Raw genomic sequence first — 15,440 nt, 5'->3', positions numbered from 1 at the left:
CTGATCCAGACCGACGTCTGCGCCGAGCCCGGCGACAGCGGCGGCGCCCTCTTCGACGGCGACAGCGCCCTCGGCCTCACCTCCGGCGGCAGCGGTAACTGCACCAACGGCGGCCAGACCTTCTTCCAGCCCGTCCCCGCCGCCCTCCAGGCGTACGGAGCACGGATCGGCTGACCCCGCGCCGAACAACCCCACAACGGCATGAACCGGCCCCCAGACTCCCGTCCGGGGGCCGGCTCCGGATACCGGCTCCTACGTCGGTGAGAACAAGGGGTTCGCCCGCCACTACCTCGCCGGTGAACTGGAGGTGGAACTCACCCCGCAGGGCACCCTCGCCGAACGGCTGCGCGCCGGCGGCACCGGCATCCCCGCCTTCTACACCCCCGCCGAGGTCGGCATCCAGGTCGCCGACGGCGGCCTGCCCTGGCGCTACGGCCCTGACGGCAGCGTGGCGGTGGCCTCCCCGCCGAAGGAGACACGCACCTTCCGCGGCCGGGCGTACGTCCTGGAGGAGGCCATCACCACCGACTTCGCCCCGGTACGGGCAGCCCGCGGCGACCGGCACGGCAACCTCGTCTTCCACCGCAGCGCCGCCAACTTCAACCCCCTCGCGGCCATGGCCGACCGGCCACCATCGCCGGGTTCAAGGAACTCCTCGAACCCGGCGCCATCGACCCCGACGCCGTCCACTTGCCCGGCTCTACGTCGACCGGATCGTGGGCCCCGTCCCCGCTGACGACAAGGACATCGCGAAGCGCACTGTCCGCACGCGTGAGGCCGACGTCTCCTCGGCGAGCAGAGGCGTCGACCCGGTCGGAGTGCGGTCAGAGGCGGCGGGCCGCGCGCAGCCCTTGGGCGTAGTAGCCGTCACCGTCGAGCCGTGAGGTGCCGCCCTTGTCACCCATGGTGGGGCCGCCCGCGTTCTTCCGGCTGGAGATGAAGCGCGGGTGGTCGGCGGTGTCCAGGCCGAGGTAGACGCCGATGTGGCCGATCCGTCCGCCGGGCAGCTCCCGTGCTCTGAAGAAGACCAGGTCGCCGGGCTGGAGCTCCTGGATGACGTCGGGGCGGTGGCCGGTGAGGGGGATCACGGGTACGCCGAGCTGCGCGTGGGCGATCGCGTCGGGGGTCCGCTGTAGCCCGCTGTCCGCCGGGCTGTCCCTGCTGTTCAGCGGGAACCCCGAGCGGTATCCGTACACCAGCCGGACATAGCCGGAGCTGTCCACGGAGCGCGCGCGGTCCTTCTCGGGGCGGCGGGTGACTGCGTCGGGGAAGGTCCAGGGGACGCCCAGGTAGTCGTAGAAGTCCGAACCCGTGCGCTGCTTCGGCTGCCCCTGCCCTGCGCGCCCGGAGTCGCCCGCGGTGCCGGGTGTGTAGCGGGCGGCGCCGCTGTAGGTGACTCCCGCTGCCGTGGTCCGGGCGGGGGCACCGGCGATGTAGTCGAAGGCCGTGGCGAGGAGGTCGGGATCGCGGCTGCCGAGCCGGGAGCTGAGCCAGGTCCTGAACCAGCCGCTCTGCTCCGCGCCACGGGCCCATGCCTTGGGCAGCAGCCGCACCCAGCTCCTGGTGACGACCTGGGCATCCGTCGTACGCGGCTCCGTGAAGGTCCTGCTCGGCCCGGTCAGTACGGCCGTACGGGCGCCGTCGGTGAACGTGGCGACGACGGTGCCGCGGGGGTCTCGGGCGATCGTGCGGGCGGGGTTGCCGATCCGCTCGAAGTGCAGCGGGCCGCTGCCGGCCCGGATTTCGGCACCCGGTGATGCCTGAGACGCATGTGCTGGCTCCGGATGGTCGGTGCGGTGCCTGAGCTGCAGGGTCAGCACGCAGCTCGCCGCGAGCAGGACGGCTGTCACCAGGGACAGGGCCGCGTTCCTGGGCAGGGAGAACCCACGGATTCTGGGCAGGAGGCGTTTCACTGGTCAACTCCGATGGGCGGGAGGGAGAGAGGGCGCCGCATGTCGGGGAGGGGGCGGCTCATGTCGTGGGCAGGGCGCCCAGCAGCAGCCCGGACACCAGAATCACGTACGCGGCGAAAGTGACCGCGCAGGTGGAGAGGACGGTCGCTGCCTTGGGCTGCCTCTGGAGCTGGTAGGCGATGAGGCCGGGGACGATGAAGCCGAGGGCCTGATGGGCGAAGAGCAGGGGGAACTGCTGATGGAGCAGCAGGGAGAGCCCGGCCTGGAGCAGGACACCGGTGAGTACGACGGCGGCGAACAGCCGCTTGCCGTAGAGGATGACGAAGCGCTGCAGCAGCTTGGTCAGCAGGTAGGTCAGGCCTGCCACGGCCGCGACCATGGCGGCGCGCCGCAGATCGTCGACGAGGGTGAGGGCGAGCCAGCCGGGGGTGATCATGCCGCCTGGTGAGAGGTTCGTGGTCAGGTAGCACAGGAGGGAGAACACCAGACCGAGTGCGATGCCGATGGCGGCGATCTGCGGGGTGACTACTGCGGGGATCAACGGGATGCTCCATGGGCGGAGTTGTGGTGGGCGCCGGGCGAGGTGAGCGCGTCGCCCGGGTCGGCGGTGCCGGCGTCGGCGTCGGGCTGTTCGGGCGGGAGTGCCGCGAGCCGTTCCAGGAAGAGTTCGCCCTGGCCGTGGATGTTGCCGATGGCGACGAGCGAGGAGTCCGGCCCCAGGTGAGCCAGCAGCTCGGTGGTGAGCCGGTCGGGGTCGCGGCGGTCGCCGCCGGGATCGACGACGTTCCCGGTCCAGTGAGCGGGTATGGCGTCGGCGGCGGACTTGGTGGGGTGGCCGATGAGGAACACCGTCTCCGGGTCGAGCTGGGGGATGAGGGCGCCCATCTGCCCGTTGCGTTCCACACGGTCGGGACGGCAGTTGACGACGACGTGCAACGGACGGTGGATCGCGCCCAGTTCGAGCAGCTGCGTGATGTTCATCAGCGTTGACTCGGGGTCGTTGGCGGCGAAGACGTTCGCGAATCGCAGCCGCTTTCCGTCCGGGGTGCGGTATCGCTCGACGGACAGCACACCCGGGTCCGGTGGCGCCTCGTACATTCCCTTCAGGGCGGTCGCGCGGTCGACGCCGAGCAGTTCGGCGACCGCGAGTGCGATGGCGACGTTCTCCTTGAAGGTGAACCAGCTGAAGCCGCGCAGTTCCTCGTCGGTGACGGTCTCCGGGTCGGCGTAGACCAGCTTGCAGTTCCGCGCGTCGGCCTCCTCCTGGAGGATGTGGAAGCGCTCCTTCTCCGCTGTTACGCAGATGCCGCCCTCCGGCATGGACCGGCACAGCGAGCGGGCCACGTCGTCCAGCGTCGGGCCCATCTCGGCGAGATGGTCCTCGCGGACGTTGCAGAGCACGCCGATGGTGGAGCGGATCAGCTTGGACTGGTTGATCTCCTGGAGTGCGGGCATGACAGCCATGCACTCCATGACCAGGACATCGGGTTGGTAGGCGGAGGCCCGCCGGACGATGCCGATCTGCTCCACGACGTTGGCGATGCCGAACTTGCGGTAGACCGGCTCCTCGGTGGCGTCGGGGTGGATGAACCGGGCCGCGGTGCCCGTGGTCTTGGCGACGGTCACCAGGCCGCTGCCGCGCAGCGCGCCCGCGCACAGCCGGGTGATGGAGGACTTGCCGCGTATGCCGTTGACCAGCACTCGGGTGGGTATGACGGCGAGGTTCGCGTCATGGCGGCGCTGTTCGACGATTCCTGCGACGAGCAGGCCGGCGCAGCACGCCGCGAGGACGCAGTACAGGAAGAGCACGGCGGGTCAGCTCCTGGGGCCGGGGTCGGACACGGAGGTGGAGGGGGGGCGCGGGCGGTGCGTCGGTGCGCGGGAGTCGCTGTCTGATCAGTTCGAGGCTGCGGGCGAGGGATCCCACCTCGTCGTGGTGGCGCGGGTAGAGCACCGTTCTGCGGTCCCCGGCTGCCAACGCCCCGGCGCCCTGGGCGACTTCACGCAGCGGACGTACGACGACGAGGTGCAGCCAGCCGAGGCAGAGGGCGCCCGTCGTCAGTCCCAGCAGGCCGACGAGCATGATCCGCCGCTGGGCCTCGTACTCGGGCAGGCCGATCCAGAACACCGGTCTGATCGAGGCGACCTTCCAGCCGAGTGAGCTCGCGACGCCCCGCTTGTCGGTGAACGGCGCCACGGCGGCGACCGCCGGATTCCTCCAGCCGAGCAGCAGCTGGGCGGAGCCCTTGGTCGTGCGGGCGGCCTTCAGCTGGGCCCGCAGCCGGCCGTCGGAGACCCGCCCGAAGGCCACGAACCCCTTGTTGGACGCGATGACCCGGTGCGCGGAGTCCACCAGCCACACCGAGCCGAGACCGGGCCGGTTGAGGATGCCGGTCAGGTACTGGACCTTGAACTCGCCCACGACATAGCGGCGTCCGGACCCCGCCTGCGCACCCTCGGCCGGCTGAGCCGCCACGGCGGCGAGCACCGGTTCCGTGCCGGAGGTGTTCGTCTGCCTGACCCCGGCCCTGATGCGGGCCTTCTTCGGGGTACGGGGTTCACCACCGGCGCGGACGAGGATCTCGCCGGAGCCGTCGACGACGTACAGGGACCGATACCGGCCGTGCTGTTCCAGGGATCTGTCGAGGACCTTGCGCGCCTCCCCCGGCCGGGAAGCGTCGATCACGGTGGCGAGATGGGCGAGATCCGCGTATCCGTCGTTGATCCCCCTGCGCACGCGGTCCGCCGTCGTCTCGGTGCGTTGCCGCTGGTCGTCGGAGATCACCCGTGGTACGACCGCAGCCGGGTGCGGCCAGCTGCTGCCGAGCGCCAGCAGCATCGACACGGGCCAGGCCAGCAGAGCGAACGCGCACACCACGAGGACGGCGCGCAGTCCGAGCCGGTGCCATCCCTTGCCGGTCCGGAGCAGAACGCGCCTCTTGGCCGGTGCCTGCGCGACCGTCTCCTGCGGCGGCCCGCCCTTGCCCCGGAGTTGACGGCGCAGTGCCTCCAACGCGGCGCCGACCCGGGCGGGTTCCCCGAAGCGGGGCACGTGGACGGGAGCCGTGAGGTCACCCGAGCCGAGTCGCTGCGCTTCGCGACGCAAGCGCAGCACAGGCCGCTGCACCAGCAGATGGAGGGCGGCGGTGACCGCGGCCGCGAGGGCCAGGAGCACGGCCGCGGCGAGGAGGGCGAGACGGAGGTCGCCGGTCACGGCCCCATGGCGTTCGGTCCGCACCGTCGTGACGACCGTCAGTCCGAGTGCGCTGCTCGGACTCTCTTTCGCGGCCGGCCCCCGGGCCACTGTGGCGTAGCCGACGGCGGTACGGGTGTTGCCGTCCGCCGCCCTGACGAGGCTGCCGCTGGGACCCTTGAAGCCGCCGACGGCGGTGTCCGACGCTCCCTTGCCCTGCGCCTCGCGGGCGGCGGCACTGGCCAGCGCCTTGGCCCGGTCGGTGCCGGATCCCGGCCCGGCCGAGGTGAGAGTGGCCCCGTCACGGTCCACGACGTCGAGCGTGTGTTTCTTGCCGACGGAGATGCCCGGCGGCTTCAGGCCCTGGGAGGCGACGAGCAACTCCTGCCTGCCGCCTTGCGAAAGCGTCGCGAAGGTCAGCAGCCGGGTGACGCCCGAGTCGTCCCGCACCAGTCTCGGAGGCGGGTTCGCGGGCAGTCCGCGAAGGTTCACCTTCCCGAGCGGTACGGCCTCGCCGTGCGCGGCGAGCAGCCGGCCGGTGGACACGTCGACGACGGCGGTACCGCGCCACTTGCGGTAGGTCCGGTCGAGGCGGGTCAGCATGCCGTCCGCCGGTACGGACGCGGAGCCCGCGAAGTCCGCGGCCGCCGCCCGCAGATCGGTGACGCTCTGGTCGACGGCGCCCTGCAGCGCGACCGCCCCGTCCTCGGCGATGTGCTGCTGGGAACTGAGGACGGCCTCGGGAACGCCCCGTTCGGCATCGCTCCCGACGGCGAACACCGTCAGGCCCGCGACGAGCGCCAACAGAACCGGCAGGGCCGCCAGGGGCGGCCGCACACCTCCTAACACCGCCATGTCCGCCCGACGCCGAGCCGGACCCCGCGTGGATATCGGAGATCGAGTGGTGGTCAAGAAACGTCCTTTCCAGGCTCTTCCGAGGTCGCGCGAAGCAATGAACAGAAGTTCTTGACCTGCCTGACGACGGGAATGCTTCGCCGGTTTATCGGGGAGGTGTGACGGTACTCACCAGCTGACGATAAAGCGTCGCTTCATGCACTGCGGAAAGAGCCGCACAACTCACCTGACCTGCTGATTTATGGCGCTAGAGGGGTGGAGTCGATGGCTCAAGAACTCGGCTTGTCGCGCCCGTGAAAATGGTGAATTTAGACTTCACGGGATGCGAACAAATTGCGATGGGTAACCTGCGGGCGAGGTAATAATTGCCCGCAAGGATTATTTTGCATTTCTGCTTCATTGCCCATCCCGCAGTCGGCTGCTCCACCCCCGCCGATCGGCGGGGGTGTGGGCGTTCTGCTCAGCCCGGTGCGCGGCAGTCGTAGAGGCCGAAGTTGCCCCTGGTGCGCCAGCCGTAGGCCCCCGAGCGGACGCGCTTGCAGCGGGACTTCACCCAAGTCGTGGCAGGTGTGGTGGGGCGCAGGTGAGTGAGCAGTACGTAGCGGAGTTGGTGAGTGGCGATCAGGTTGCCGAGCTGCGGGGTGCTGGGGAAGGGGGTCTTCCCGGTGAAGCCGCCCATGACGAGCATGGGTTGGGACTGAGCGCGCAGCAGACGTTCCGCGGGGTAGGCGGCCTGGGTGGCGAGCAGGTACTTCTCGCCCCTGCGGTGCGCGATGAGGTAGTCCAGCAGGGCGGTGTCGCGGGTGCTGGGTTGGTCGAGCTCGGCCCGGCGGAGAACGGACGGGTGGTCGAGAGACCTGCGGTAGGCCTCGCCGACCGGACCCGCCGTCGGGGACGTGGAGGCGCCCGCGTAGCGCGGGTCGAGGGACGAGACGGCCCAGCCGGCGGGCACGAGCAGAATGCCCGCGACGGCGGCGGCCAGAGAGCCGCGGACCAGCCCCCGGGAGGCGCGTGCCCCGCCGGACCACAGGCCCAGCACCCCGCACACCGCGAAGATCACGGCGAACGCCGGCAGCCGGGAGACGAACCAGGTCGGCCCGTCGAGTACGAGCGCCCAGGCCACCGTCAGCACGATCGCCGCCGGCAGCCACAGCCGTCGCCGGCCGCCCGCCTCGTACGCGGAGCGGAAGAGCGCGAGCCCGCCTCCGGCAAGCGCGGCGATCGCCGGTGCGAGCACGGCCGTGTAGTAGGCGTGATTGCCGTTGGAGACGCTGAACGCCACGGCATGGACGGCAAGCCAGCCGCCCCAGAGGAGGAAGCCCGCACGCAGCGGGTCGGTCCGCGGTTCGCGGGCGCGCCAGACCAGGGCCGTTGCGGCGGCGAGCACGGCGAGCGGCAGGAACCAGGCGATCTGCGGGCCGACGGTGTGGTTGACGAGCATCCCCCAGCCGGTGTTTCCGGTCATACGGCTGGCGGCGGTCGCCGGGACGGCGCCGAACGCGGTGCCGTCGGCGCTGAAGCGGCTCAGGCCGTTGTAGCCGAAGACCAGACTGAAGGGGTTGTTGTTCGACGTAGCGTCGATGTACGGGCGGGTGTTCGCGGGAGTCAGCCACGCGATCAGTGCCCACGAGCAGGAGACGGCCTGCGTGACCGCACCGCTCAGCAGAAGGCGCCAAGCCCTCTCCAACGGCGAGTTGAGCGCGGTGAGTTGATAGACCACGGCGAAGACCGGCAGGACGAGCCAGGCCTGCAGCATCTTCGTCTGGAAGGCGAGCCCGACCCAGACGCCACACGTGATCAGCGGCAGCAGCCGCCCGGTTTGTGCCGCCTTCTGCAGGGCTCCGGCGGCTGCCACCAGCAGCAGAGTGAGTGCGGTGTCCGGGATGGTGGCCCTGTTCAGCACCACGGTGACCGGGGTGAAGGTGAGCGCCAGCCCGGCGAGCAGCGCGGCGAACGGCCCGGCCCAGGCCCGTACGATCCGGTGCAGCAGCCATACGGTGAGCACGCCCTCGATCACATGGGGCAGCGCGGCCGCCCACGTGTGCGGCCCGAAGACCCATACGGAGACGGCATCGGGCCAGAAGGCGCCGGGCAGCTTGTCGAGGGTGATCGAACCGCTGGGGTCGAGACCGCCGAAGAAGAAGGCACGCCAACTGGTGGCCATCGACCGTATCGCCGCGCTGTAGTAGGGGTGGATCGCGGCATGCCCCATGCCCCAGGCGTACAGCAGTGCGGCGACGCCCAGCACCGCGGCAAGCGCCGGGCGTTCCCAGCGCTCCGGAGCGTCCGGCCGGCCGGCGTGACGGTGTGATTCCCGACAGCGGCCTTGGGAGCCGGTGCTCCGGGCGGTGGGGAGGGCATCCATGGCGAAGGTCCTTGAATCAGGGTCGAGGCGGAACAGCAGGTGAGAGGCGGAAGGCCGCGCGAGAGCCGCGGGCACCGCACGGGCGTACCGTCCAGCGGCACACCGCCCGACACACCGGCGATGCGCGACGAGAGGGGGCTACGGCTTCCGGCGCCCGCCCGCCGGAAGCCGACTCACGTTGCCGCTCAACCCTGGAGTGCTGAAGCACACCGGGGATTCGAGCACTGGGTGAGCCGCTTGCCGCCCTCAAGGACGACGGCTGACACTCGCCGCAGCGCGACGGAGGCGGACTGCGGCGGGGTGGCCGCTTCGCCGGGCAGGGCGAGGATCACCAGGATGTGGCCCACGAGAGGGTCAGGGACATGGTGCCGACGGCGGTGATCGGTCTTGCCGGCCGGCGCAGCCACGGCAGTCGGTCCGGCCAGCAGGTCTTCGGCTCGAAGCGGCCTGCGATCAGCATCAATGTGGGACGGGGACTGACGCGGGCTGGGGTACGGCACTCGGCCGGCCGAGGTGCCATGTACGAGGCCGCCGCGAACCGCACGGCCTCATCATGCGCACGGCTACACCGGCGCCGTCACCTTCACCGGTTCCGTGCCGACCGCGCTGTGGCGCTCGACCCAGTTCTCCAGGGCCTGACGGCAGGCGTGGTCGAGGTGGTGCAGGCCGGACAGGTCCAGGCGGACCGGGCGGTCCTGGGGCAGCGACTCCAGGCTGTCCAGGATCTTCGGCAGGCGCAGGAAGGTCGCGTTGCCCACGAGGTGGGCCTCGACCGGGCCGGCGCCCTTGTCGACGACTTCCAGCTTGATGTGCGAGGCCTCCCAGGCGGTCTTGACGATCGCCAGGCCGAGGCCGATGAGTACGCCCTCGAACATGCTGACCACCACGATGGACAGGGCGGTGACCGTGAGGATCAGCGCTTCGCCCCGGTGTTCGCGCCAGAGCGTGACCAGGGGCCGTAGCGGCACCAGCTTGGCACCGGAGTGGATGAGGATGCCGGCGAGTGCCGGGATGGGGATGTAGGCCAGCACTCCGGGCAGAAGTGCGGCGAACAGCAGCAGCCACACGCCGTGCAGGACCCGGGAGGCCTTGGTGCGGGCGCCCGCCTGGACGTTGGCCGCGCTGCGCACGATCACCGCGGTCATCGGCAGCGCGCCGAGCAGTCCGCACAGGGTGTTGCCGGCGCCCTGGGCGATCAGTTCCTTGTCGTACTCGGTGCGCGGGCCGGTGTGGAGCCGGTCGACGGCCGCGGCGCTGAACAGCGACTCGGCGGAGGCGATCAGAGTGAACGCGACGACGGTGCCGAGGACGCCGACGGCGGCCAGCTCGCCGAAGGCGCTGATCGGCGGCGGCTGGATCGAGCCGAGCAGGCCCTTGACCTCGACCGTGGCCACGGGGAGGTCCAGCGCGAACGCGGCGATGGTGGCGAGGGCGACCGCGGCCAGCGGTCCGGGCAGGGAGCGCAGTTTCGCCGGGAGGCGCTTCCACAGCAGAAGCACCGCGATCGTGCCCGCGCAGATGGCGAGCGAGGCGGCCGCGCTGCCCGTGCCGAGCGCGTCCACGAAGGCGCGGGACAGCCCGGCCATCTTTTCGAGGCCGCCGGAGGGTGCCTTCGAGGCCAGCGCCGGATAGAGCTGCCCGGCGATGAGGACCAGACCGATTCCGGCCAGCATGCCCTCCACCACGGAGACGGAGATGGCGCGGAAGTAGCGGCCCAGCTTCAGCAGGCCCATGGCCACCTGGAGCACGCCGGTGGCGAGCACGATCACGCCGAGCACCGGCAGGCCGAACTCCTTGACCGCCTCGAAGACGAGGACCGTCAGTCCGGCCGCCGGGCCCGACACCTGCAGGCTGCTGCCGCGCATGAAGCCGGTGACCAGACCGCCCACGATGCCGGTGACCAGGCCCAGTTCGGCCGGGACACCGGAGGCGACGGCCACGCCCACGCACAGCGGGAGCGCGACGAGGAAGACGACGAGGGAGGCCGCGAAGTCCTCCTTCACGTGCGGGAAACGGGACATGAGGGTGTTCTTGCTGGTCATCGGCGCGCTCACAGGGACTCGAAGGTGTCGGTCTGCGGGCGGTGCGTGCGTACGGCGCCGGTGTGCACCTCGTAGTACCAGGCGTGCAGGTTGAGCCGGCCGTCGGCGAGTTTGCGCTCGATGCACGGGTAGGAGCACAGTCGCAGCAGCTGGGTCAGGATGTGGGCCTGCACGCCCTGGGCGACCTCCGGGTCCTCGGCCTGGCCGGCCGGGCGCGGGGTGGCGGCGTGAGCCAGCCAGTCGCGCACGGCCGGTACGGCGGTCAGGTCGTCGCCGCGCACCAGCGCGCCGACGGCCCCGCAGTGCGAGTGGCCGCAGACGACGATGTCGCGGACACCGAGGACCTCCACGGCGTACTCGATGGTGGCCGCCTCGCCGGTGGGGTGCTGCGAGGTGTGGGCCGGGACGATGTTGCCCGCGGTGCGCAGCTCGAACAGCTCGCCGGGCCGGGCGCCCGTGATCAGGGCCGGGACGACCCGGGAGTCGGAGCAGGTGATGAACAGCACCTGCGGGCACTGGCCTTCGGCGAGCTTGCCGAACTCCTCAGGGCGCTGTCCGAAGCTACGGGCGTGGTCGATGAGGGGCTGCATGTGTGTGGGTTCCTCCTGGCGCGCCTGCACGGGCGCGCCGGTGTTGAACGGTGATGGTGGGGGGAGAGGGAAATGGCCCGGTGGGGCCGGACCGGCGCGGGCCGACCGTCAGCAGCGGAAGACCTGAAGCGTCGGCGGGCGACTGCTCTGGAGTCCGGGTGCAGCGTGACTCCGATTGTGCGCGACGGGCCCGGAAACGGCTGGCAAGGCCGAGGCAGGGGACGGGCCGGGGACGACCTCCTCCCGCACCACGACCGAAGTCCTCTACGACGTCCCCCGACTGGGAGCCGCGGGCATGTCCGGGCAGGCGGTTGGCCCCGGAATGACCCCGGGCGAAGACGTGGCGTCCCGGACGCGGCGTGGTCTCCGTGCGGAGCGCCACGCCACGTCGATCGCCTTACTCGAAGTCGCTGAAGTCGTCGTCCTCGTAGTGGTTGTTCACGACCGTTGCCGGTTTGTCGCCGCTCATCGCCTCGTTCAGGAGTGCGCCGCCGACCAGACCGGCTGCGCCGGCGCCGATCAGCGCGCCGGTGCCGAAGCGGCGCCCGCCCTGCTGCTGCGGGCCCGTGTCCTGGGCCGGGTAACCCTGCTGCTGGAGACCCGTGTTCTGAACCGGGTAGGCTTGCTGAGGGTAGCCCGGTGCCGGCGCGTATTCAGCCTGCGGATAACCCGGCTGGGACGGGCTGTAATAGGGCGGCGGCGTGGTCTGCACGCGCTGCGCGCAGGCGCCGCACACCTGCACAGGGCGGGACACACCCCACTGGGGCGACCAGGTCACGGTCGTCGTGCCGGGGCCGTGGACCGGGTCGAAGAAGCACGTCATGGAAGATCTCCCTGTTGCTCGTGATGGTGCGGTGGACCGGCAGCTTCAGACACTGATCGCGGCCGGCGCAGAAGCGTTTTTCTCGAAGTGGACCCGTGACAGTGACGGCACCGGTGAGGCCGAGGCACCTCACCTTGAGTCTTGGAGCCGTAGCCGGGGTGACGCTCGGCACATCGGCTACAGCAGATCCGAGAAGGGACAGTGGCGTCCTCGGCAGGCACCGAGAGGCGGGATTCAGCCAGGTGGCCGCGCCGCCGTATGCGGGTGCCCCTCGATCATGAAGAAGGTTTCCCGTCGCCCTCCGCCGCCGTTGCCACCCGCCGTTGTCATGATCCCAGTGTCCGGGACCGACGAACCGCAACCCATCCGGCAGTCGGCCGGTTCGCCCCCGCCGGTCGGCTGGGCAGCACCCGCCGGGTGGGGGAATGAACTGCCCGTTTTCGTAGAGCACTGAGATGGTGTCACGGTCGAGTCCTTCTCGCTCGCGCGGTCGTGGAAGCACTGCTTTAACGCGGCCACCGCTCTGTCCGCCTGGGGGGGCCGACATGCCCATCGCCGTCAACTTCCGTGTGAGCGCGGCGCTCTGATGGTCGGTGACGGTGTTCGCATGGGTGCCGAGCAGACCGAAGAAGAGGCTGCCGAGCAGCGCGATGCCGACGGCACTGCCGAACTGCTGCGCGGTGGTGAGCGCCCCTGAGGCCGAACCCGCGTGCCGCAGCGGGACCTTTGCCAGGATCAGCGTCACCAGCGGCGTGACGGTTAGACCGAAGCCGAGGCCCGCCGCCAGGAGCGGGGGCAGCAGTTGCAGGCGGTGCAGGTCACTGCCACGGCGGTGCACCGTCCAGGCGATCCAGCAGGTCCCCGCGATGAGCAGCAGAAGACCGATGTGCAGGATCGAGCGGTCCAGGCGCGACGCCAGCGCGATGGACGCTCCCGAACCGAGCCCGTCCGTTCGCCGCGCTCGCCCTGGCCCACCGCGGCGGCGCCGAGCTTGAGGTCCACTCGGCCGGGCTGATCGGGAAGTGGGAAGGCGAACCCGCCGGGCCGAGCGCGGACGTGACGGGTGACCGTGCCGGGTCAGTGTCCAGCCTTGCGGCGGGCGCGGTAGGCGGCGACGGTGGTCCGGCTGGCGCAGGCGTTGGAGCAGAACCGCCGGGTGCGGTTGCGGGAGTCGTCGACGTAGAAGCGCTCGCAGTCGACGGCGTGGCAGCGGCCGATTGTCACGGCCGGGTCGCCGCAGACGACGTGCGCGAGTGCCGCGGAGCAACTGCGCCCGAGCCAGTTCACGGGGTTCTCGCCGTTGGGAGCGAAGTGCAGGTGCGGCGAGCCTTCGCCGTTGTGGTCGTCGACCCGGATGAGCGGCGGGTGCTGTTCCAGCAGGGCATTGACGGGGGCGAGCGGCCCGCCCCGGGATGCGGCCTCCACCGCGCGGAGCAGCCTGGGCAGGAACTCGCCGAGCTGCTCGGGGTCGGGTTCGGCGATCCGGTGCTGGCGGAACATCTCCCGACGCAGCTCGCTCGGGTCGTCGCCGTTGACGATCTCGACCGCAAGTCGGGCCAGATTCCCGATGTAGTCGACGTAACGCACTTGACCACCTACCTCCCAGCCTGAAGAGTAGGCATCATGACAACTGATGCCGCCTACATGATGGACGGTGGAACCGCCGTCGCGCGAATGCTGCACTGTATGGGCCGGTGGGACGAGGCGCTCGCCCTGCTGCCGGCGGACGCGGTGGCGGAGCGGGCCGAGATCCTGGTGGACCGCTACTTCTGGAGGCTGGACGGCGCCGCAGCGGCCGAGGAGGCGGTCAGCGCACTCCAGCCGTCCGACCCCGTACTCGCCGGATACCTCAGCGCACAGATCCGCTACACCCGGCTGCTGTTCAGCCTGAACCCGCTCCCCGAAGACGTGCAGCGGGCTCGCGAGGACTTCACCACCGCCACGGCCGACTCACGGCTGACCGGCTGGGCCACGTTCTGGCTCGGAGTGCTCGCCGACCACATCGACAAGGATCCCGACGCCGCCAACACGGCCTACCGGCAGGCACTGGGGCACGCCCGGGAACACGGCGACGCACTGCTGGAGTCCTACGCCGTACGCCACATCGGCGCCCACCTCCTGGAACAGGACCGGGAACAGGGCATCGCCCAGCTGCGCCGGTCCTACCACCTGCGAGCGTCCCTCGGCGCCCGCCCGCAAACGGCGGCAGCGGCCCTCACTCTCGCCGGCGAACTGCCCGCTGGAGCCGAAGCCGACCAGCTCCGCGAGACATCCGGCCTGACCGCCCGCGAACTAGACCTGACCTGGCTGCTCCGCGCCCTGTGACGGCAGTGCGTCAAGCACGTTCCCGCGAAGCCATGTACCAAGCGGACTTCCGAACGCGCGGACCCACTTCCGCCGTCTCGACACGGGCCGACAGAGTTGGGGAACCCAGCAGAGCAGGTCCGTCACACACGTGAGCGCCATGTGGGGCGCCATCAACGTGGCGAGCAGCAGTGGCGGCTCGGCGGCCCAGGGACTGAGAGGAAAGAGGCGATGGCCCGCAGCAGCCCCTGTGACTGCTGCGGGACGCGGTGGCGAACCGCGTCACGCCAGCCATCGTGCGGCGTCTGGCCCATGTGGGCCCCTTCAGAGGAGAAGCTGTTCGCGACTGGCCCGGCCAAGGCCGCTGAGCCGGTCGCGCTGTGCGACAAGGCCGGCATTCAGCTGATGGGCACCGTCCAGCGCCGCTTCCAACCGGTCCACACCGCATCGGTGCGGCTCCTGGGCCAGATCGGGCAGCCGTACCTGGTCGAGGGCCACCACACCTTCCACTGCCCCGCCCCGTCCGCCGGCTGGCGCAGCCGGACATCCCTGGCCGGCGGCGGCGCCGCGGTTGACGTGGGCCACCACCATTGACCTGCTCATCTGGTACCTCGGCCTGCCCGACCGCGTCCTGGCCGACACCACCGCCGCACACCCCGACGCCGAGGACACCGCGCTGGTCCACCTCGCCTACGACCGCGGCCTGTACGGCTCCCTGTGGAGCCCCGCGCGCCGCAGCAGCCTCGTAGGCCCGTGTGACGGCCGATCAGACGGCAACGGAGGGACTCGCTGGCTGGGAGAGGGAGGCCCAACGTCTACCTGTGCCCGCACACTCTTTTCTGCGGCCGCCAGGGCTCTGGCTGCCCACCGGGCCGCGCGTGAAGAGCCGTCGGGATCGGGTCTATATGACGGGTTCGCCGTCTCGGAGGTACAGCGGCCGTCCCGTATCGAGTGCCTTCAGGGCGTGTTCGAACCGGCGGCGGATGCGGTCCTGCAGGCGAACGGAGGCTTCGGCGGGCGTGACGAAGGAAGCTTCGGACAACTCGTCGTCTCGTGGCCGTAGTCGGTCGGCTTGGTCCTGGTCGAGTGTGCCGCCGTCGAAGATGAACGCGATCTGGTCGTCCCAGGGGCCGTGCGGGGCGACCCAGTCCACCACCAGCAGCCCGAGCAGGGTGACATGTACGCCGAGTTCCTCCATCAGTTCACGGTGTGCGGTGTCCTCCGGCGGCTCGTTGGCTTCCGCCATGCCGCCGGGCAGGTGGTTGCGTCCCTGGAAGTGGTGTACCGGTTCCCACCTGATCCGGGTGTTTGTCCCGGCGTCGGAGTGAGGGTCCGGATATGAGAACGGCCACCGG

Annotated in this window: 13 protein-coding genes and 1 pseudogene; 4 read left to right on the top strand and 10 right to left on the bottom strand. The window is 70.7% G+C overall.

Annotation, left to right across the window (positions count from 1 at the left end; translation table 11 throughout):
* Together ACZ4MF_RS47455 and ACZ4MF_RS47450 are read left to right on the top strand one after the other, a co-directional pair.
* Positions 1 to 174 (top strand): trypsin-like serine protease (locus ACZ4MF_RS47455; protein ID WP_467500493.1); only part of this gene is annotated, 174 nt, incomplete at its 5' end.
* 70 nt (positions 175 to 244) lie between these two features.
* A pseudogene (locus ACZ4MF_RS47450) lies at positions 245 to 884 on the top strand (CoA transferase subunit A); the annotation flags it as partial.
* On the opposite strand, the gene ACZ4MF_RS47445 reads toward ACZ4MF_RS47450, so the two are convergent.
* From ACZ4MF_RS47445 to ACZ4MF_RS47405, 9 genes are all read right to left on the bottom strand, one after another.
* Positions 825 to 1,913, bottom strand: a complete 1,089-nt coding sequence (locus tag ACZ4MF_RS47445; RefSeq protein ID WP_467500491.1) for an NlpC/P60 family protein — start codon at positions 1,911 to 1,913, stop codon at positions 825 to 827. The pseudogene ACZ4MF_RS47450 and the gene ACZ4MF_RS47445 overlap by 60 nt on opposite strands.
* A gap of 58 nt (positions 1,914 to 1,971) precedes the next feature.
* Positions 1,972 to 2,454, bottom strand: coding sequence for a poly-gamma-glutamate biosynthesis protein PgsC/CapC (locus ACZ4MF_RS47440; RefSeq protein ID WP_467500489.1), 483 nt, complete (start codon positions 2,452 to 2,454; stop codon positions 1,972 to 1,974).
* Positions 2,451 to 3,722: a poly-gamma-glutamate synthase PgsB gene (gene pgsB / locus ACZ4MF_RS47435; protein WP_467500487.1), complete on the bottom strand. Its 1,272-nt coding sequence runs from the start codon at positions 3,720 to 3,722 to the stop codon at positions 2,451 to 2,453. Before pgsB ends, ACZ4MF_RS47440 begins: the two co-directional genes overlap by 4 nt.
* Positions 3,643 to 5,943 (bottom strand): HAMP domain-containing protein, encoded by a 2,301-nt coding sequence (locus tag ACZ4MF_RS47430; RefSeq protein WP_467500485.1) that lies wholly within the window; start codon positions 5,941 to 5,943, stop codon positions 3,643 to 3,645. Before ACZ4MF_RS47430 ends, pgsB begins: the two co-directional genes overlap by 80 nt.
* A 478-nt stretch (positions 5,944 to 6,421) precedes the next feature.
* Entirely contained in the window at positions 6,422 to 8,326 is a 1,905-nt protein-coding gene (locus ACZ4MF_RS47425; RefSeq protein ID WP_467500483.1) for an ArnT family glycosyltransferase, read from the bottom strand.
* Between the two features lie 563 nt (positions 8,327 to 8,889).
* Positions 8,890 to 10,368 carry a SulP family inorganic anion transporter gene (locus ACZ4MF_RS47420; protein ID WP_467500481.1) on the bottom strand — a complete coding sequence of 493 codons (1,479 nt, stop codon included), beginning with the start codon at positions 10,366 to 10,368 and terminating at the stop codon, positions 8,890 to 8,892.
* Between the two features lie 8 nt (positions 10,369 to 10,376).
* Positions 10,377 to 10,958, bottom strand: a complete 582-nt coding sequence (locus tag ACZ4MF_RS47415) for a carbonic anhydrase (protein WP_467500479.1) — start codon at positions 10,956 to 10,958, stop codon at positions 10,377 to 10,379.
* Between the two features lie 397 nt (positions 10,959 to 11,355).
* Positions 11,356 to 11,781 carry a hypothetical protein gene (locus ACZ4MF_RS47410; protein ID WP_467500477.1) on the bottom strand — a complete coding sequence of 142 codons (426 nt, stop codon included), beginning with the start codon at positions 11,779 to 11,781 and terminating at the stop codon, positions 11,356 to 11,358.
* A gap of 1,077 nt (positions 11,782 to 12,858) precedes the next feature.
* Entirely contained in the window at positions 12,859 to 13,368 is a 510-nt protein-coding gene (locus ACZ4MF_RS47405; RefSeq protein ID WP_467500475.1) for a CGNR zinc finger domain-containing protein, read from the bottom strand.
* Positions 13,369 to 13,404: 36 nt separating this feature from the next.
* Between ACZ4MF_RS47405 and ACZ4MF_RS47400 the strand changes: the two genes are divergently transcribed.
* Positions 13,405 to 14,106, top strand: coding sequence for a hypothetical protein (locus ACZ4MF_RS47400; protein ID WP_467500473.1), 702 nt, complete (start codon positions 13,405 to 13,407; stop codon positions 14,104 to 14,106).
* Positions 14,107 to 14,397: 291 nt separating this feature from the next.
* Positions 14,398 to 14,679 (top strand): hypothetical protein, encoded by a 282-nt coding sequence (locus ACZ4MF_RS47395; RefSeq protein ID WP_467500471.1) that lies wholly within the window; start codon positions 14,398 to 14,400, stop codon positions 14,677 to 14,679.
* A gap of 307 nt (positions 14,680 to 14,986) precedes the next feature.
* On the opposite strand, the gene ACZ4MF_RS47390 is transcribed toward ACZ4MF_RS47395, so the two are convergent.
* The coding region (locus ACZ4MF_RS47390) for an NUDIX domain-containing protein (protein WP_467500470.1) at positions 14,987 to 15,440 on the bottom strand (454 nt) is incomplete at its 5' end.

The sequence above is a fragment of the Streptomyces sp. NPDC025793 genome (assembly GCF_055558375.1).
The sequence above is the reverse complement of the archived record's forward strand: the minus strand, read 5'-3'. Positions and strand labels throughout refer to the sequence as shown.

Bases quoted from the DNA above. Each gene is read 5' to 3' on its own strand.
- ACZ4MF_RS47420 (WP_467500481.1), bottom strand. From the start codon at position 10,368: ATGACCAGCAAGAACACCCTCATGTCCCGTTTCCCGCACGTGAAGGAG.
- ACZ4MF_RS47410 (WP_467500477.1), bottom strand. From the start codon at position 11,781: ATGACGTGCTTCTTCGACCCGGTCCACGGCCCCGGCACGACGACCGTG.
- ACZ4MF_RS47395 (WP_467500471.1), top strand. From the start codon at position 14,398: ATGTGGGCCCCTTCAGAGGAGAAGCTGTTCGCGACTGGCCCGGCCAAG.
- ACZ4MF_RS47400 (WP_467500473.1), top strand. From the start codon at position 13,405: ATGACAACTGATGCCGCCTACATGATGGACGGTGGAACCGCCGTCGCG.
- ACZ4MF_RS47415 (WP_467500479.1), bottom strand. From the start codon at position 10,958: ATGCAGCCCCTCATCGACCACGCCCGTAGCTTCGGACAGCGCCCTGAG.
- ACZ4MF_RS47425 (WP_467500483.1), bottom strand. From the start codon at position 8,326: ATGGATGCCCTCCCCACCGCCCGGAGCACCGGCTCCCAAGGCCGCTGT.